This window comes from Amycolatopsis sp. NPDC043885 (genome assembly GCF_056435685.1).
The window spans coordinates 20,767-38,800 of record NZ_JBWKEA010000004.1 but is presented as its reverse complement, the minus strand read 5'-3'; the positions used below and the strand labels follow the sequence as shown (position 1 = coordinate 38,800).

Sequence of the window (18,034 nt, the reverse complement as noted above, 5' to 3'; positions counted from 1 at the left end):
GGCTCGTGAGTGGTAATGACGGTTAGAACCGTCCTAGCCACTCACGAGCCGTAAGGTGACCCAGGTGATCGATCCCGCGCGAATGCTGTCCGTCGCCCGTGAAGAGGCCGAACTCGGCAAGGCCGAGGGCGGGGTCCCGATCGGCGCCGCCCTCTTCGACACCGCCGGCGTCCTGCTCGGCCGCGGCCACAACCGCCGGGTCCAGGACTGCGACCCGTCGATGCACGCGGAGACCTCGGCCTTCCGGAACGCGGGCAGGCGGCCGCACTACCGGGACACGATCATGGTCACCACGCTGTCCCCCTGCTGGTACTGCAGCGGGCTGGTGCGCCAGTTCGGCATCGGCCGGATCGTCATCGGCGAGGCCACCACGTTCGAAGGCGGCCACGGCTGGCTCGAGGAACACGGCGTCGAGATCACCCTGCTCGACGATCCGGCGTGCACCGCGCTGATGACCGAGTTCATCCGGGATCACCCGGACCTGTGGTTCGAAGACATCGGCGTCCCGGCCGAGGACTAGGTTTCGGCCTCGAAGACGACGGTCCGGTTGCGCCCGGCTCCCTTCGCCGCGCGCAGCGCCTGGTCCGCCGCGCCGACGAGCCGGTCGAGTGTCTCGCCGCAGGTGGGATGCGACGACACTCCGATCGAGACGGTCGTCCCCGCGAACGTCCCACCCAGTGAGACGAACGTCGAGGAGATCCGCAGCCGGATGCGTTCGGCGATCGCGTGCGCGTCGAACCGGCTCGTGCCGGGCAGCAGGACCACGAATTCCTCGCCGCCGAACCGGCCGACCAGGTCCGCGGCACGGACCTCGGCGCGCAAGGTGTCCGCCACGGCCCGCAGGACGTCGTCCCCGACGTGCCTGCCGTGCCGGTCGTTGAGCCGGGCGAAATGGTCGAGATCGAGCATCAGCAGCGAAAGATCGGCGCCACGGCCGCGAAGCAGCTCGAACTGGGTGCGGGCACCGTCCAACCAGGACGACGCGGTGAGCAGTCCCGTGCCGGAGTCCGTGCCCGCGTGACCACGCAGCGCACGCATCGTCCCCGCCCGGTGAAGTACCACGAGCGCGCCCGCGAGTACCACGGTGACGAACGGCCAGTCCGCCGCCGACCACGCGAGCAACAGTCCGAACGCGACCATCGCCGCGTCGAAGGCGAATCCCGACGGTTCCGCCCCGAATTCGGCCGCCGGTGCGGCCAAGGCCGCGTCGACGGACAGGAAAACCAGACCGGTCGCGAAAACCAAGGCGAAACTTTCGAAATCCCTTGCCGCGCCGATGAACGGCGGCGCACCCAGCAGTACCGGGATGATCGAGGCGCCGAGCGCCGAAAGCATGGTCGCGGACGCCGCGAACACTTGCCGGTGCGGGATCCCGCGCCGGATCCGGAACCAGCGATATCCCGCCGAGGCGACGACGAGCACCGCCGCCAGAGCGGGCGGCAGCAGGAGCGCACCCGCGAAAATCCACGCCGCGTCCAGTCCGGCGCCGAGCCGGGTGTCGGCGCGGGACCGCTCGACGGGGCGCGAAACCTCCGCACTGAGGACCATTCCGGTTAACAGAGCGGAAAACGGAAGAAACGACGACGGCGCGGGCGGCCGCAGGACGAAGAGGTAGGTGGTGGCGGCGATGGCGGCGAAGTCGACGAGGAGCAGGTACCCGATCAGGCCTCGCCTGGGTAATTCCCACAGGCTCCACGAGCCTAGTGCCCGCCGCGGCGCGGCGAACCGGCCTCTCCGGTCGCGGCTTCCGGTCGCCATCAGGGAGTCCCCCACCATTTCGGCAAACTAGCCGGTAATCGCGATGGTGTCGATCCGCTTTCCGGGTCATGGCCCCCTACTAAGGTAGGTCGTTTCCGGCGGGTACTCCGGTGAATTCTTGACAGTCCTCAATGGTCTAGTCCACCGTGAGTAGGCGCACCCTCCCAGTTGATACGCCGCGTCAAGACGGAGATGCTCCACACCTGCGCGCCTCGCCGCGCGCGTACCAGTTGGAGGACCGATGAAATCCTTACGACGCTGGGCAACACTGGCCACCACCGTCGGCGCCGCTCTCGCCACGGCCGCCGGCCTCGCCCCCGTCGCCTCGGCGGCCCCGGATCCGGTGCTCGCCTCGCCCTATCTGTACCAGTGGTCGGGACAGACGGACCCGATCGCCGCCATGAACGCCACCGGCGTCAAGGCCTTCACCCTCGCGTTCATCCTCTCCGACGGCGGATGCAACCCGAAATGGGACGGCAGCCGTTCCCTCACCGGCTCCGACGCCACGATGATCAACAACATCCGGGCCAAGGGCGGTGACGTCATCCCGTCGTTCGGTGGCTGGTCGGGCACGAAGCTCGGCCCGAAGTGCGGCACTCCCGCGGCACTCGCCGGTGCGTATCAGAAGGTCATCGACGCCTACAAACTCAAGGCGATCGACCTCGACGTCGAGAACACCGACGAGTTCGAGAACTACACCGTCCAGGACCGGATCCTGAACGCCGTCAAGATCACGAAGCAGAAGAATCCCGGCCTGCGCGTGGTCATCACCATCCCGACCGAGGTCGGCGGCCCCAACGCGCACGGCAAGCGGCTGATCAACCAGTCGAAGGTGCTAGGCGCGGGCGTCGACGCGTGGTCGGTCATGCCGTTCGACTTCTCCAGCGGCGGTGACATGGCCGGCAAGACCCGCAGTGCCGTGGACGGGCTGAAGAATGTCGTGAAGTCCACTTTCGGCCTGAGTGACGACGCGGCCTACCGGCGCAGCGGGCTTTCGTCGATGAACGGGAAGACCGATGTGGCGGGCGAGACCGTCAGCGTCGCCGACTTCCGCGCGATCCGCGACTACGCGGCGAGCAAGCATCTCGCCCGGCTGTCGTTCTGGGCCGTGAACCGCGACTGCGACAACTGCGCGGGAATCTCGCAGGGCAAGTACGACTACACCAAGATCGTGGCGGGTTACACCGGCTGACTTCCGTTCCCCACCGGTGTCAGTCCGTGAAGGCCTCCTTCCCTACCTTGAGAGTAGGGAAGGAGGCCTTCACTACGCGTGGCGTAACGCCAGAACGCGTCGCGAAGGCCCTAGCCCTCAAGAGAACTCGGAACCGGAGCGAGTCAGCGACCGCAGTCCGGCGCCGTGTTCAGCGGCCGCCCGCGCGACCACACGAGGTCGACCGGATGCACCGAACCGTCCGGATCGATCGACAGGATCGGCAACGCCTTGTCGAGCTGGTTCCCCGTCGCCTGGTCGAACGCGATGAAGCCGGTCGCGCCGGGCACCGGGGAGTTGCAGTCGATGCTGCGCAACACGTTCGCCACCGAGACCGGATCCGCCGACACGTTCTGCACGGCCGCTTCGACGGCCGCGGCGACCGCGTCGTGTTCGATCATCGCGGCGCCGTCCCACAATTCCCCCTTGGGAAAACCGTGGGTACCGGTGAATTCCGCGACGAAGTTGCCGTAGTTTTTCTTGTACGTGGGATGCGCCGGGTCGGCGGCGAACATATCCCACTGGTCGGGATAAGCGAGCGCCGTGTAGCGGAGCCGGACACTGATGTCCTTGTTCAGCTCCAAGGGTTTCCCGGCGAGCGTGCTCGCGTCGTCCCCGGTCATCACGGTCACCGTGTCGAGGCCTTCGCAGGCGCCGTCGCCCGCCAGCGCCGCCACGAGGGCGCCGAGATCGAGCCCGCGGCCGGCGAAGTAGATCAGATCGGGTTTCGCACCGCAGATGTCGTTGTGCCATCTGCTGAACAGCCCCCGCAGGTACGCCTCGCGCGAAGTGTCGGCGAGCGGTTTGACGTCATAGGTCTTGGTGAACACGACCGGGACCTTCGACGAGTTCTGGAACGCCTCGGCGAGCGTGGTCGCGTAGGTGTCCTCCTTGCTGACTCCCTGGATCAGCATCACGCGCCGGAATCCGTGCGCGGCGATGTATCCGGCCGCGGCGCGGGCCTCGTCGGTGTTGGTCGGGCCCACGCGGAAGAAGTTGTCGATCCGCGCGCCCTTCGGGTCGGTGTTCATGTTGTCCGCGGTGACGGTCGCGCCGATCGTGGCGATACCGTGCCTGGACAGTTCGGCCACCAGCGCCCGGCTGTTCTCCGAGCTGGTACCGACGGCGGTGACCGCCACGATGCGCTGGGCGGCGGCCGCGGCGACGATCTCCTCGGCGACGACGCGCCAGTGATCGGCGTTGCTCCCGTAATTGGCCAGCAGGAGCTTGATCCCCGGCGGCCCGTTCTTCGGCCACGCCGCGGTGATCGCACCCTGGACCTCCCGCCGCACGAACGGGAACGGCTGGCTGTCGACCTTCGGATCGGGCGCGAGATTCTCCAGCACCACGATGGTCTTGAAGTTGTCCCCCGCCATCTCGTTGCGGCTCTTGATGAACTTCTCCAGCGGGTCGAGCGGATCGTCGTCCCGCATCGGGCCGGAGTCGAGGTTCAGCCCGACGCAGACGTAAGACGATCCGACCGACTCCTCGTCCGCGTCCACCGCCCGCAGCCCGGAACCGCAGGACTCCCACGGTCTGAACCCCGCCAGCAACGCCCCTGCCAGCACGACCACGGCCAGGATCAGCAGCAGCCGATGGCGGCGCGCCCAGCCGCGTGGCCGGACCGGCGGTCCCGTCACCGCACGTTCACGGGCCTCGGACATGCGTGTTCTCAACGAATCGAGCCAGGACATCACAGAGTTCCGTTCCGGGTCAGGGGAATTCGCCGCGGCGGGCGGCTTCCTTCGCCGACACGAGCGCGCCGACGTCGGGCTGATGCGAGGTGGTGGCCAGCGCGGCGAAGGCGTTCGCGATCACCTGGTGCTGGTTCTGCCCGCGCACGGCGAACGGGTTGGCGGTCAGCCAGCCCGCCGCGATGAGCCGGGCGACGTTGTTCCGGATCTCGGACCGGTCGTTCGGGCACCGCGCGTTGTCCAGATTGACGAGTTCTTCGTACAGCTCCGCGTGATCCCGCTCGGGCGGCAGATCGTCCGGCGCGTTCAGGACCAGCTCGAGTTTCGCGATCCACTCCGCGTGCGGGATCCGGTTGAACTCGCGTTCGAAGAAGGCGACCACCTCGCCGATGTCGCCCAGCGCGAGGTTGCAGTAGGCCAGGCGCACCGGATCCTGCGCGGTGTCCGGATCGTCGCGCAGGGCCTTGAACTGGTCGGTGTAGGTCGGCCCGTCGCCGTCACCGCGCCGGGCCAGCGCGGACACCAGGTTCGCGGCGATCCAGGGATGCAGGGCCGCCTGGTCGTCCGTGGAACCCGGCGAGTTCCGCGCCCTCACCCACAACGAGGTGCGCAGTTCGGTCAGGATCCGCCCGACGTGCGGCTGGTCGATCCGGCTCTGAGCGGCGTCCGGGATCAGCCAGGGCGCGGTCGCGAACGGGGCCGCGGTCACGAAGTCGTCGACGTGGACGTCGTCGAGGTGCTCGGTCAAAGCGAGCTCGGTCAGCCTGCGGTAGCAGGGATCCTGTTCGTCACGAGGATCGGTGGTGAGCAGATCGCGGTCGCCTTCGCGCGCGTCGCTCGCCCGCAACCGCCCCGCGAGCTGTTCGACCGCCGACGGCAGTCCACCGGTCGCCCGGTGCGCGAGCGTGACCTTGGGCGTGCGCGCGCCGGAATCGAGGATGCGCGCGATCCGCCCGATCGACTGGGGCGAGATCCGGACCGGGTAGTAGGGCGAGTCGAGCGCCCCGTTGGCCGGGTTCGCCCAGTCGTCGTACGAGGCCTCCTCGCAGTCCGCGATCGTCCGGACGGCGGGCGGGGCGCCGGACGCGGGTTTCCACGGCGCCAGCCAGGCGGTCCCCCAGTCGTCGTGCCACCGCCCGCTGGTGGCGATCACCAGCAGCGCGTCGTGGGCTTCGCGGTCGTTCGGATGCTGGACGGCGTAGCGCTCCCGCGCGGCGATGAGGTCGGCGAGGAACTCGGTGCCGCCGGCGTGGTCGACGTCGTCCAGCACCACCACCCAGTTGTGCCAGTGCCTGCGCTGCGGCGAGATGTCGCAGGTGCAGGGGCTCTTCTCCTCCGGCTTGGCCATCCGCGGATGGTTCTCCCGGACGTCGCCGAGGAACGCCGCCATCAGCCACTCGTTGACTGCCTTGGCGTCGCGGGCGCTGCCGTGCGCGAGCCGGTTGAGTTCGAGCAGCGCGTCGAACGGCGATCTCCCCTCGGCGTTGGGGAAGTCCGCGAGCGACCGCAGCGCTTTGCCGAGCCGCGGCCGGATGTTCCGGACCAGATGCGGGAACGTCTGGCGGAACAAGTCCGCATACGGGGGCTCGACGAGGCTGGTCGCCTTCGCCGTCTCGGTCAGCGTGTCGAGCGCTCTGTCCAGCGCCGGTGTCCAGATGATTCCGTGAAAACTGTTGAGCAGCGACTTCAGTTGCACGAGGTCTTCGTCGCGATTTCGGCCGGAAAGCTCCGCCTGAACTGCGATCAACGCGATCGTGAACCGAACAAACTGCGGTTTCGGCCGATTTCGCCATTTACTCGACAACCCATAGGCCAGTTTCGTGAGCACGTCGATCGTGCCCGCCCTGCCGCCCTGCCCGAAATCGAATCCGGCGTGCACGACACCCCAGCCCAGGTCACGGCGGATCGCTTCCAGTGCCGTGGTCTTCCCCGAACCGACCGGCCCGAGCAGCAGCGTCACCGGCTGCGGGCGGGACGGATTCCCCGTCTCGCGGTTGAGCAGCATTCTCCGGGCGAGCTGCACCGCGGGAGAATGTCGGTCCACACTCATTTTTCCTGTTCAACCCCTAGTCATGCTCCGAGAGGAATGGAGAGCGCGAACCATCGTAGGTACCCGGCCGGAGCCGGGACACCGGAAAAAGGGCACCGGACACGAACGGACGAAATCAGGGGATGAATCGTAATTCTTGTTCGACAGCGCGCGACGCCGTCGATCACCCGATCGGCGCTATCTACCCCATTGCGGCCGGCGGCCGCCGCCGGGGTATCCGCCGTGATTCCAGTCGTAATACCACCCGTGGTGACCGGCACGCGGATCCGGCCGTTCCTCGGGCCGCGGCGTGGGCGTCGGGGACGGCGTCTCCGAGCCGTGCATCGACGCGGTCATCGGCGGCGGAGGGGCGACACTGCCACCCGAAGGCCCCGACGGGACGGGTGAGGACACCGCGTCGTCCGGGACCTCGACGGCCTGCGGGGCGATGGTCGGCGACGGCGGCGGGAGCGGCGTCCCGGGGACGACCTCGGCCTGGTCGCTCGGGGTGAGCAGCACGGCCAGCAGCCCGCCGACGACGAGACCGCCCGCCGAAAGCGCCGAGATCCGCCGGATCCTCCCGCTCCCGGGAGCGGCGTCCGGAGCCCGGTGCTTCGGCCCGCGCGGCTCCCGGCGACGGGGTGCGGCGCCGGCTTTCCGCATCAACTCGCTGAGGGCGTCCGCGCCGGAATCGTGGCGAGCCGTGCGTGCCATCGGCACCTCCCTACCCGGTCCGCCGCTCGACGGCGACGGCCTCATCCCGGGGTGGATCCTAGGAACGCGGGAGGTGGTTGTAAACGGTCGTCGTCCACTGCGGACAGACGATGCGGTGAAGGGTCAGGCTGCCGCGGTGACCGCGATGGCGGCTTCGCCGGCCTCGGTCAGCTCGGCGGGCACGCGGCCGGTGACCGCGGCGGGGCCGGTGGACGCGCCGGGGCGGATGTAACCGCCGCGAGCCAGCGCGTGCGCGGTCATCTGATCGCAGCAGGCGAACCCGTCGATGAAGAGATCCGGCTCGCAGCTGCACGACATCTGGGCACGGCGCGCCGCGACCGCTCGCAGCATCGCCATCGCGCGATGGGACAGTTCGATCTCTGAACCGGACACCGGACGGACCTCTCTCGATCAGCCACCTGAATCAGCAGCACTTACACCGTGTTATCGGCCGCTGCTCCATCAGTGTTAACAAGATCTCAGACGTTGTCGGTGACTTCTTGGTTCCGTGAGATCTTCGCCGACGCCAGGGGCGGCTCCAGAACCCGCGCCCACTGGGCGACGATCTGCTTGCGCCGCTTCGTGTCGTCGGTCAGCAGGTTCGCCAGCCCCAGGCCGCGGGCAAGATCGAGAGTGGCCTGGACCAGCTCGCGAACGCCCTGGTGGGACTCGTCGACGCCGAGCAGCTCGACGGTCACCCGGTGCGCTTCCCGCCCGACCCGCGCCTCCAGCGGCACCAGGGTCGCGCGCAGGGCCTCGTCGGTCGACGCCGCGACCCAGAGGTGGAGCGCGGCGCGGAACAGCGGCCCGCTGTAGAGGTTGAGCACCATGTCGACGGCCCGCTCGATCCGCGACCGCCCCGACGGCAGTTCCGCGGCGCGGGCGCGCAGTTCCACGATCTGGATCTCGCCGACATGCTCGACCGCGGCCGCGACCAGGTCCTCCCTGGTCGGGAAGTGGTGCTGGGCGGCACCGCGCGAGACACCGGCGCGTTCGGCGATCAGCGCGACGGTGGTCCCGTGCCAGCCCAGCTCCCCGATCGTCTCGACGGCGGCCTCGACCAGCCGCCGCCGGGTCGTCCGGCTGCGCTCTTGCTGCGGTTCGCGGATCATGGCCCTGATTCTGGGGTACGGCTTTCGACCCAGAAATCGAGCTGCAGGTCTTCCTCGCGTCCGCCGACGCGGTACTTCGAGAAGTCCGTGACCCCTTCGGCGGCCAGCACCTCGTCGTCGAGGTAGAAGTTCCCCGTCGCCTCGGTGCTCGGCTTGGTCAGGATCGCGTGCGCCGCGTCCGCCATGATCTCCGGCGTCCGCGACTTGGCCGCCAGTTCCGCGCCGACGACGTTGCGGATCGCCGCGGTGTCGATCGTCGTCCGCGGCCACAGCGAGTTCGCCGCGATCCCGTACTGCCGCAGTTCCGCGGCCAGCCCGACCGTCACCAGGCTCATCGAGTACTTCGCGATGCTGTACGCGAGGTGCCCGGCCCGGAACCACTTCTCGTCGAGGCTGATCGGCGGCGACAGCGTCAGGATGTGCGCGTTCTCCGCCTGCTTCAGGTACGGGATGGCGAGTTTCGACAGCAGGAACGACCCGCGCGCGTTGATGTCCTGCATCAGGTCGTAGCGCTTCATGCTGACTGTTTCGGTCGGTGTCAGGTCGATCGCGCTGGCGTTGTTGAGCACGATGTCGATACCGCCGAACTGCTCCGCGGTCCGCGCGATCGCGGCCTCGACCGACGTGTCATCCCGAACGTCGCCGACGATCGGCAACGCCTGCCCGCCGGCGTCCTCGATCGCCTTGGCGGCGGTGTAGAGCGTGCCCGGCAGCTTCGGATGCGGCTCGGCGGTCTTGGCGAGCAGGGCGATGTTCGCTCCGTCGCGGGCCGCGCGGACCGCGATGGCCTCGCCGATCCCGCGGCTGCCGCCGGAGATGATGATCGTCTTGCCGTGCAGCGTGCTCATGAGTTCGCCTTCCGTAGTGGGCTCGTGAGTGGCAAGGACGGTTAGAACCGTCCTTGCCACTCACGAGTCAGTAGGACCGGGGCAGGCCGAGACTGTGCTGGCCGACGAAGTTGAGCACCATCTCGCGGCTCACCGGCGCGATCCGGCCCAGCCGGACGGCCGTGACCAGCGTGCCCAGCCCGTATTCGCTGGCGAGACCGTTGCCGCCGTGGGTCTGCACGGCCTGGTCGACCGCGCGGATGGCGACCTCGGCGGCGGCGTACTTCGCCATGTTCGCCGACTCGCCCGCGCCGAAGTCGTCACCGGAGTCGTAGAGCGACGCGGCCTTCTGCGTCATGAGCTTCGCCAGTTCCAGCTCGATCTTGATCTCGGCCAGCGGATGCGCGAGGCCCTGGTGGGTGCCGATCGGCGCGCCCCACACCTTGCGCTCGTTGGCGTAGGAGACGGCCTTGCCCAGCGCGTAGCGGGCGATACCGAGCGAGAACGACGCGCCCATGATGCGTTCGGGGTTGAGCCCGGCGAACAGCTGCGCGATCGCCGCGTCCTCCTCGCCGACCAGCGCGTCGGCGGGCAGGTGGACGTCGTCGAGGAACAGGCCGAACTGCTTCTCCGGCGAGACGATGTCCATCTCGATCTGCTTGTACTCGAAACCGGGTGTGTCGGTCGGGACGGTGAACAGCGCGGGCTTGAGCTTGCCGGTCTTCGCGTCTTCGGTGCGGCCGACGATCAGGACGGCGTCCGCCTCGTCGACACCGGAGATGTAGACCTTCCGTCCACTGAGGACCCAGCCGTCGCCGTCGCGTTTCGCGGTGGTGGTGATCTTGTGCGAGTTCGACCCGGCGTCCGGTTCGGTGATCGCGAAGACCATCCGCCCGCTGCCGTCGGCGATGCCGGGCAGCCAGCGCTTCTTCTGCTCCTCGGTGCCGAACCGCGAGATCACCGTGCCGCAGATCGCCGGCGAGACGACCATGAGCAGCAGCGGGCAGCCCGCCGCGGCGAGTTCTTCGAGCACCGCGGCGAGATCCGCGATCCCCGCTCCCCCGCCGCCGTACTCCTCGGGCAGGTTCACGCCGAGGTAGCCGAGCCGTCCGGCCTCGGCCCACAGCTCGTCGGTCTTGAGCCCGGCACGGGCCTGTTTCGCGTAGTACTCGTGCCCGTACTTCTTGCCGAGTTCGGCGACCGCGGCCCGCAGCGCGACGCGCTCCTCGGGCTCGGTGAAGTTCATCGCGTTCATTCGTCGTCTCCTACCACCGCGAGGATCGTGCCCACTTCGACCTGTTGTCCGACCACCACCGGGAGTTCCGTCACGACGCCGTCGGCGGGCGCCGCGATCCGGTGTTCCATCTTCATCGCTTCGAGCCACAGCAACGGATCGCCGGTCTTGACGGTGTCACCCGCCTCGACCGCGAGCCGGACGACCGTGCCCGGCATCGGCGCCACCAGCGATCCGGCGGCGAGCGCCGCGTCGGGATCCGTGTACCTCGGCACCACACCCAGTTCGACGGCGCCTTCCGGCGAATCGACGTACACCGTGTCGCCGTACCGGGCGACGGCGAACTTCCGCCGTACCCCGGACACTTCCAGGACGACGGCGCCGCTCTCGGCGGAAACCGTTTCGACACCTTCGAAACCGTCGGCGCGCAGACCGTCCCGGCCGAGGCTGTAGCCGACTTCGATCTCGACGTCGCCGTGACGGAAACGTTTGCGCTGTCCCTGGGAGCGGACGTTGCGCCAGCCGCTCGGCAGCCGCCGCTGCACCCGCGCGTCCGAGCGGTTCGCCGCCGCCCCCGCCAAAGCTGCGGCCAGCGCCGAAATCCGTACGGTGTCCACAGTGGCCAGTGGGCGGGCCAGGGTTTCGAGACCGTGCCGGTCGAAGAACGCCGTGTCGGTCTCTCCGGCGAGGAAAGCCGCGTGGCGCAACACGTTCACCAGCAGATCGCGGTTGGTCACCACACCGTGGATCTCCGCGCCTGCCAAGGCGCCGGCCAGTGCCCGCGCCGCGCTCCGGCGATCCGGGGCGTAGGCGATGACCTTGGCGAGCATCGGGTCGTAGTGCACGCCGACGGTCTGCCCGCTGACGAACCCGGAGTCGAGCCGGACACCCGGGCCGACCTCGAATTCCCGCTGCGCGGCGGGCAGTTCGAAGCGGTGCAAGGTGCCGCTCTGTGGCTGCCAGCCCGCAGCCGGGTCCTCTGCGTAGAGCCGGACCTCGATCGCGTGGCCCCTGGTCTCCGGCTCCTCGATCGGGAGATGCTCGCCCTCGGCGATCCGCAGTTGCAGTGAGACGAGGTCGAGTCCGGTCGTGGCCTCGGTGACCGGATGCTCCACCTGGAGCCGGGTGTTCATCTCCAGGAAGTAGAAGCGCCCGTCCGGTCCGGCGAGGAACTCGACCGTCCCGGCGCCGACGTAGTCGATCGCCTGCGCGGCTTTGCGCGCGGCGTCGAACAACGCCTCCCGCATGGCTTCGTCGACGAACGGCGACGGCGCCTCTTCGACGACCTTCTGGTGACGGCGCTGGATCGAGCATTCGCGCTCCCCCACCGCCCACACCGTGCCGTGGGTGTCGGCGAGCACCTGGACCTCGATGTGACGGCCGGTCTCCAGGTACCGCTCGCAGAACACGGTCGGGTCGCCGAACGCCGACGCGGCCTCCGCGCTCGCGCCTTCGACGGCCTCGGCGAGTTCGCCGAGCGAGCGCACGACGCGCATTCCGCGTCCGCCACCTCCGGCGGAAGCCTTGACCAGCAAGGGAAGGTCTGCTTCGGTGACCTCGGCCGGGTCCAATTCGGACAGGATCGGAACCCCGGCTTCGGCCATCATCCGCTTGGACTCGACCTTGGAGCCCATGCTCTCGATGGCTTCCGGCGGCGGCCCGACCCAGGTGAGCCCGGCGTCGATCACGGCGCGGGCGAACGCGGCGTTCTCGGACAGGAAACCGTAGCCGGGGTGGATCGCGTCGGCGCCGGTCTCGACGGCCGCCTTGATCAGCAGCTCAGCGCGCAGGTACGTGTCGGCGGGCGCGTTGCCCGGCAGGCGGACGGCGACATCAGCCTCGGCGGTGTGCGGCGCGTCGGCGTCCGCGTCGGAGAACACCGCGACCGTGCCGATCCCGGCGTCGCGACAGGTGCGGAACACGCGGCGGGCGATCTCACCGCGGTTGGCGACCAGCAATTTCTCGATCATGCCGCTCACATTCCTTTACGCGAGATTGCGCGCGTCCGCGATCGGGCCGGCAGGGCGCAACTTCGCGTAGCACCCGCACTGTTGGTCGACAAGCGCCCTGCCACCCCGATAGCGGGGCCTTCGGCCGAGCGCGCGCCTTGACGTACATCTGGTTGCCGCGACATCAGTCTGCTCCGCCTCCCGTCACATACGGAAGACGCCGAAGCCCTCGGCGCCCTTCACTGGTCCATTGTGGATCACGGACAGGCTGAGCCCGAGCACCGTGCGGGTGTCGCGGGGATCGATGATCCCGTCGTCGTAGAGCATCCCGGAGAGGAACATCGGCATCGACTCGGCTTCGATCTGGCCTTCGACCATGGCGCGCATGGCGGCGTCGTGCTCCTCGTTGTACTCCTGCCCGCGCGACGCGGCGGCGGCACGGGCCACGATGGACAGCACGCCCGCCAGCTGCTGCGGTCCCATGACCGCGGATTTCGCACTGGGCCAGGCGAAGAGGAACCGGGGATCGTAGGCGCGGCCGCACATGCCGTAGTGGCCGGCGCCGTACGAGGCACCCATGAGCACCGACAGATGCGGCACCTTCGAGTTCGACACGGCGTTGATCATCATCGCGCCGTGTTTGATGATGCCGCTCTGCTCGTATTCCTTGCCGACCATGTAGCCGGTGGTGTTGTGCAGGAAGACCAGCGGCGTGTCGATCTGGTTGGCCAGCTGGATGAACTGTGCGGCCTTCTGCGACTCTTCGCCGAACAGCACCCCCTGCGCGTTGGCGAGGATACCGACCGGATAGCCGTGGATGCTCGCCCAGCCGGTGGCGAGACTGCTGCCGTACAGGGGCTTGAACTCGTCGAAGTCCGAACCGTCGGCGACCCTGGCGATCACCTCACGCGGATCGAAAGGCACCTTGAGGTCGGTGGGCACGATGCCGAGCAGGTCTTCGGCAGAGTACAGCGGCTCGGCGTAGTCGGGTTTCGGTGTCGGTCCCTGTTTGGTCCAGTTCAGCCGCTTGACGATACTGCGGCCGAGCCGGATCGCGTCCTCTTCGTCCGCCGCCAGGTAGTCGGCGAGCCCCGACGTGCGGGCGTGCATCTCGGCGCCGCCGAGCGATTCGTCGTCGGACTCCTCACCGGTGGCCATCTTGACCAGCGGCGGCCCGCCGAGGAACACCTTCGCGCGTTCCTTGACCATCACGACGTAGTCCGACATGCCGGGCAGGTACGCGCCGCCGGCGGTCGAGTTACCGAACACCAGCGCGATGGTGGGCACCTTCGCCGCCGAAGACCGCGTGAGGTCACGGAAGATCCGGCCGCCGGGGATGAAGATCTCCTTCTGCGTCGGCAGATCCGCCCCGCCGGACTCGACGAGGTTGATCACCGGGAGGCGGTTCTGCGCGGCGATGTCCGCGGCCCGGTAGCTCTTCTTGGCCGTCCACGGGTTGCTCGCCCCGCCTTTGACCGTGGGGTCGCTCGCCGAGATCATGCATTCGACGCCTTCGACGACGCCGATGCCGGTGATCACGCTGGCGCCGACCTGGTAGTCCGAACCCCAGGCCGCCAGCGGCGACAGTTCCAGGAACGGCGAGTCCTCGTCGAGGAGGAGCTCGATCCGCTCGCGGGCCAGCAGCTTGCCGCGTTTGCGGTGGCGGGTGACGTACTTTTCGCCGCCACCCGCGATCGCCTTGGCGTGCTCGCCGTCGATCTCGGCCAGCTTGCCGAGCATGGACTCACGGTTGGTGGCGAACTCCTCGGCCCGCGTGTCCACTCCTGACCTGATCGTGCTCATGCGGTGTATCCCAATCGCTTCGCGGCCAAGCCGGTGAGGATCTCGTTGGTCCCGCCGCCGATACCGAGGATGCGCACGTCACGGTAGTGACGCTCCACTTCGGACTCCCGCATGTAGCCGAGTCCGCCGTGCAGCTGCACGGCCTCGTTGACCACCCATTCGGCGGTCTCGACGGCGGTGTTCTTCGCGAAACAGGCTTCGGCGATGACCTCTTCGCCCGCGACGTGCCGCTGGGCGACCTGCCGGGTGTAGGTGCGGGCGACGTCGATCTTGCGGGCCATCTCGGTCAGCTTGTGCTGCACCAGCTGGCGGGAGATCAGCGGACGGCCGAAGGTCTCGCGCAGGCGGCACCAGTCCAGCGTCAGGTCCAGAGCCCGCTGCGCGTGCGCGTAACCCTGCACCGCCAGCGAGACCCGCTCGGTGACGAACTGGGTGGCGACCTGCGCGAACCCGCTGTTCTCCGCCCCGATCAGGTTCTCGGCTGGCACCCGGACGTCCACATAGGACAGCTCGGCGGTGTCCGAGCAGAGCCAGCCCATCTTCTCCAGCTTGCGGGAGACGGTGAAGCCCGGTGTGCCGCGTTCGACCACGATGAGCGAGATCCCGTGGGCGCCGGCTTCCCCGGTGCGGACCACGGTCGTCACGAAGTCGGCGCGGCAGCCCGAGGTGATGAAGGTCTTGGCGCCGTTGATGACGTACTCGTCGCCCTCGCGTACCGCCGTGGTGCGGATCCCGGCGACGTCGGAGCCGCCGTCGGGTTCGGTGACCGCGAGCGAGCCGATCTTGTGGCCCTCCAGGGCCGGCCGGACCCAGCGTTCGATCTGCACCGGATCACCGGCCGCCGCGATATGCGGGACGGCGATGCCGCAGGTGAACAGCGAGGCGAAGAGCCCGCCGGAACCGCCCGCGTAATGCAGTTCCTCGGCGATGACCACCGCGTCGAGGTAGTCGCCGCCTCCGCCGCCGACCTCCTCGGGGAAGCCGACGCCGAGCAGTCCGAGTTCCCCGGCGTTGCGGTGCAGATCGCGGGGCAGTTCGCCCTCGCGCTCCCACTCTTCGAGGTGGGGCAGGATCTCGGTTTCGGCGAACCGCCGCACGGTCTTGCGCAGTTCGGCGCGTTCCGGCGTGGAGAAGGGGTCGGTCACAGGAGGGCCTCCGGGATGTCGATCTCGCGGGAGCGCAGCCATTCCCCGAGCGCCTTCGCCTGCGGGTCGAACCGCGCCTGCGACGCGACGCCCTCGCCGAGGATGCCTTCGACGACGAAGTTGAGCGCCCGCAGGTTCGGCAGGAGATGCCGCCGGACCTCGAGGTCCGCGGTCTCCGGGAGCAGCAGTTTGAACTCGGTGACGGTGAGCCGGTGCGCGAGCCAGCGCCACGCCTCGTCGGAGCGCGCCCAGACACCGACGTTCGCGTTGCCGCCCTTGTCGCCGCTGCGGGCGCCGACCACCCTGCCCAGCGGTGCCCGCCGGACCCGCGCCTGAGTGAACGGAGCGGGCGGCCGATCATCGTCCACATCGGACAAAGGCAGCGTTTCGGCGGCGGGCGCGATGTCGCGGCGTGTTCCGTCCGGCAGGACGGCGACGTGTGGCACCTCGTGCGCGTCGACGAAAGCGGGCCGGTACACACCGTAGGGCGAGGCGGCCGTGGGCGGCGCGGTGACGTGGAAGCCCGGGTAGCTCGCCAACGCGAGTTCGATCGCCGCGCCGCTGAACGCGCGCCCGGCGACCTCCGGGTCGGCGTCCTTCACCGCGACATGCAGCAGCGCGCTCGCCTGCTGCTCGGTTTCGGCGTCGGGCCGGTCGGTGCGAGCCAAGGTCCACTGGACGCCCGCCGGCGGCTTGGCCTTGAGCGCGCCTTCGAGTTGTTCCTTCACCAGCGCGGCCTTCGCCTCGATGTCGAGTCCGGTGAGGACGAACGTCGTCTCGTTACGGAAACCGCCGAGCCCGTTCAGGCAGACCTTCAGGGTCGGAGGCGGCGGCTCTCCGGTGACGCCGCTGATCCGGACGCGGTCCGGGCCGTCCTCGGAGAGCGTCAGCGTGTCGAACCGCGTCGTGACGTCCGGCCCGGCGTACCGGGCGCCGGTGATCTCGTAGAGCAGTTGCGCGGTCACGGTTCCGGCGTTCACGACACCGCCGGTGCCGGGGTGTTTGGTGATCACGCTGGAGCCGTCGGCGGAGATCTCGGCGATCGGGAACCCCGGCACGCCGAGCTCGTGCTCGGTGAAGAAGGCGTAGTTGCCGCCCGTGGCCTGCGTGCCGCATTCGATCACGTGCCCGGCGGCGACCGCGCCCGCCAGCGCGTCGTAGTCGTCGCGGGCCCAGCCGAAGTGCGCGGCGGCCGGGCCGACGATCACCGACGCGTCGGTGACGCGGCCGGTCACCACGATGTCGGCGCCCGCGTTCAGGCATTCCGCGATACCCCACGCGCCGAGATACGCGTTGGCGGTCAGGGTCTTGCCGAAGCCGAGTTCTTCCGCACGCTGGATGAGGTCGTCGCCCTCGACGTGCGCGATCGCGACGTCGACGCCGAGTTTCGCGGCCAGTTCGCGGAGCGCGTCCGCGAGACCGGCGGGGTTGAGCCCGCCGGCGTTGGCGACGATCTTGACGCCCTTTTCCTTCGCCAGCGCGAGATTCTGCTCCATCTGGCGCAGGAAGGTCTTGGCGTACCCGCGGTTCGGGTCCTTCATCCGGTCCCGGCCGAGGATGAGCATGGTCAGCTCGGCGAGGTAGTCGCCGGTCAGCACGTCGAGCGGGCCGCCGGTGAGCATCTCGTGGACCGCGGAGAACCGGTCGCCGTAGAACCCGGACGCGTTGCCGATCCTGATCGGGGTCATGCGAACTGCCCCGGTTTCCGCCCGGCACCGGGAGGTCCGGCGAAGGCCTGCGCGATCCCGAGCCATTCCTCGACGTCCTTGCCGGTGGCGACCAGGTCGGTGTCGGCGGGGTGACGGCGCTGGGTGATGACGAGGCAGAAGTCGACGGCACTGCCGGTGAGCCGCTGTCCGGCACCCTCGGGCCCGAAGTCCCAGGTGGTGCCGTCGGGCGCGGTCAGCTCGACACGGAACTCCTCGCTGGGCGGGGAGAGCGAGTTGAGCTTGTAGGCGAAGTCGCGAGTGCGGGTGCCGAAACGGGCGATGTGCCAGATCCGCGCGGTGTTCTCCCGCGTGACGCCGAGCGCGTCGTAGATGTCCTGGCCGTGCGCCCAGGTCTCCATGAGGCGCGCCGTCACCATGGACGCGGCGCTCATCGGCGGGCCGTACCAGGGGATCTTCTGTCCGTCGGGCACCGCCGCGAGCGCGTCGGCGAGTTTCGCGCGGCCGGCGCGCCACTCCGCCAGCAGCTCACGCGGCGGCGTCTTCGCGCCCTCCGCCGCGCCGTCGTCGACGTAGGACTCGCCCGTCGCGAGCAGCCCTTCGATCTCGGCCTGCCACTCGGCCTCGGATCCGCGCGCCGCGATCAGCGCCTTCTTGTCCGTCCAGGCCAGATGAGCGATCTGATGGGCGATCGTCCAGCCTTCGGCCGGGGTCCGCCGCGCCCAGTCCGACGCGGGCAGATCCGCCACCACGTCGTCGATGGCCTGCGATTCCGCCGCGAGATCCCCAAGGATCACGCCCAGGTCAGCCATGCCCGCCTCCTCGCGTCTCCCTCAGGCTGGCACCGCCCGCCGGAAAAATCAAGCACGCCTGATTGTTTTCCTCAGTCGGC

The 18,034-nt window shown here is 69.1% G+C and carries 15 protein-coding genes; 2 read left to right on the top strand and 13 right to left on the bottom strand.

The window, feature by feature from the left end:
* Positions 1-82: 82 nt before the first annotated feature.
* The gene (locus AC069I_RS15535; protein WP_478265836.1) at positions 83-520 is read left to right on the top strand and encodes a nucleoside deaminase; all 438 of its coding nucleotides are present in this window, start codon (positions 83-85) and stop codon (positions 518-520) included.
* Here the strand turns inward: AC069I_RS15535 and AC069I_RS15530 are convergent.
* Entirely contained in the window at positions 517-1,776 is a 1,260-nt protein-coding gene (locus AC069I_RS15530) for a GGDEF domain-containing protein (RefSeq protein WP_478227592.1), read from the bottom strand. The genes AC069I_RS15535 and AC069I_RS15530 overlap by 4 nt on opposite strands.
* Before the next feature lie 223 nt (positions 1,777-1,999).
* Between AC069I_RS15530 and AC069I_RS15525 the strand changes: the two genes are divergently transcribed.
* A complete protein-coding gene (locus AC069I_RS15525; RefSeq protein ID WP_478227591.1) occupies positions 2,000-2,950 on the top strand; it encodes a chitinase in 951 nt (316 codons plus the stop codon).
* A gap of 143 nt (positions 2,951-3,093) precedes the next feature.
* Here the strand turns inward: AC069I_RS15525 and AC069I_RS15520 are convergent, their stop codons facing one another.
* From AC069I_RS15520 to AC069I_RS15465, 12 genes are all read right to left on the bottom strand, one after another.
* Entirely contained in the window at positions 3,094-4,632 is a 1,539-nt protein-coding gene (locus AC069I_RS15520; RefSeq protein ID WP_478227590.1) for an ABC transporter substrate-binding protein, read from the bottom strand.
* Between the two features lie 49 nt (positions 4,633-4,681).
* Positions 4,682-6,712 carry a hypothetical protein gene (locus AC069I_RS15515; RefSeq protein WP_478265680.1) on the bottom strand — a complete coding sequence of 677 codons (2,031 nt, stop codon included), beginning with the start codon at positions 6,710-6,712 and terminating at the stop codon, positions 4,682-4,684.
* 177 nt (positions 6,713-6,889) lie between these two features.
* Positions 6,890-7,405, bottom strand: a complete 516-nt coding sequence (locus tag AC069I_RS15510) for a hypothetical protein (RefSeq protein WP_478265679.1) — start codon at positions 7,403-7,405, stop codon at positions 6,890-6,892.
* A gap of 123 nt (positions 7,406-7,528) precedes the next feature.
* Complete coding sequence (locus AC069I_RS15505) at positions 7,529-7,798, bottom strand: hypothetical protein (RefSeq protein ID WP_034311873.1); 270 nt, start codon at positions 7,796-7,798, stop codon at positions 7,529-7,531.
* A gap of 86 nt (positions 7,799-7,884) precedes the next feature.
* Positions 7,885-8,517 (bottom strand): TetR/AcrR family transcriptional regulator, encoded by a 633-nt coding sequence (locus AC069I_RS15500; protein WP_478227587.1) that lies wholly within the window; start codon positions 8,515-8,517, stop codon positions 7,885-7,887.
* A complete protein-coding gene (locus AC069I_RS15495) occupies positions 8,514-9,365 on the bottom strand; it encodes an SDR family oxidoreductase (RefSeq protein WP_478227586.1) in 852 nt (283 codons plus the stop codon). Before AC069I_RS15495 ends, AC069I_RS15500 begins: the two co-directional genes overlap by 4 nt.
* A 67-nt stretch (positions 9,366-9,432) precedes the next feature.
* Entirely contained in the window at positions 9,433-10,599 is a 1,167-nt protein-coding gene (locus tag AC069I_RS15490; protein ID WP_478232320.1) for an acyl-CoA dehydrogenase family protein, read from the bottom strand.
* The gene (locus AC069I_RS15485) at positions 10,596-12,548 is read right to left on the bottom strand and encodes an ATP-binding protein (protein ID WP_478265678.1); all 1,953 of its coding nucleotides are present in this window, start codon (positions 12,546-12,548) and stop codon (positions 10,596-10,598) included. Before AC069I_RS15485 ends, AC069I_RS15490 begins: the two co-directional genes overlap by 4 nt.
* A 183-nt stretch (positions 12,549-12,731) precedes the next feature.
* Complete coding sequence (locus AC069I_RS15480) at positions 12,732-14,330, bottom strand: acyl-CoA carboxylase subunit beta (protein WP_478265677.1); 1,599 nt, start codon at positions 14,328-14,330, stop codon at positions 12,732-12,734.
* Positions 14,327-15,475 carry an acyl-CoA dehydrogenase family protein gene (locus tag AC069I_RS15475; protein WP_478232317.1) on the bottom strand — a complete coding sequence of 383 codons (1,149 nt, stop codon included), beginning with the start codon at positions 15,473-15,475 and terminating at the stop codon, positions 14,327-14,329. The genes AC069I_RS15480 and AC069I_RS15475 overlap by 4 nt, the downstream gene beginning before the upstream one ends.
* Positions 15,472-17,163 carry an acyclic terpene utilization AtuA family protein gene (locus tag AC069I_RS15470; protein ID WP_478227581.1) on the bottom strand — a complete coding sequence of 564 codons (1,692 nt, stop codon included), beginning with the start codon at positions 17,161-17,163 and terminating at the stop codon, positions 15,472-15,474. Before AC069I_RS15470 ends, AC069I_RS15475 begins: the two co-directional genes overlap by 4 nt.
* Positions 17,160-17,954 (bottom strand): TIGR03084 family metal-binding protein, encoded by a 795-nt coding sequence (locus AC069I_RS15465; protein WP_478227580.1) that lies wholly within the window; start codon positions 17,952-17,954, stop codon positions 17,160-17,162. Before AC069I_RS15465 ends, AC069I_RS15470 begins: the two co-directional genes overlap by 4 nt.
* Positions 17,955-18,034 lie beyond the last annotated feature (80 nt).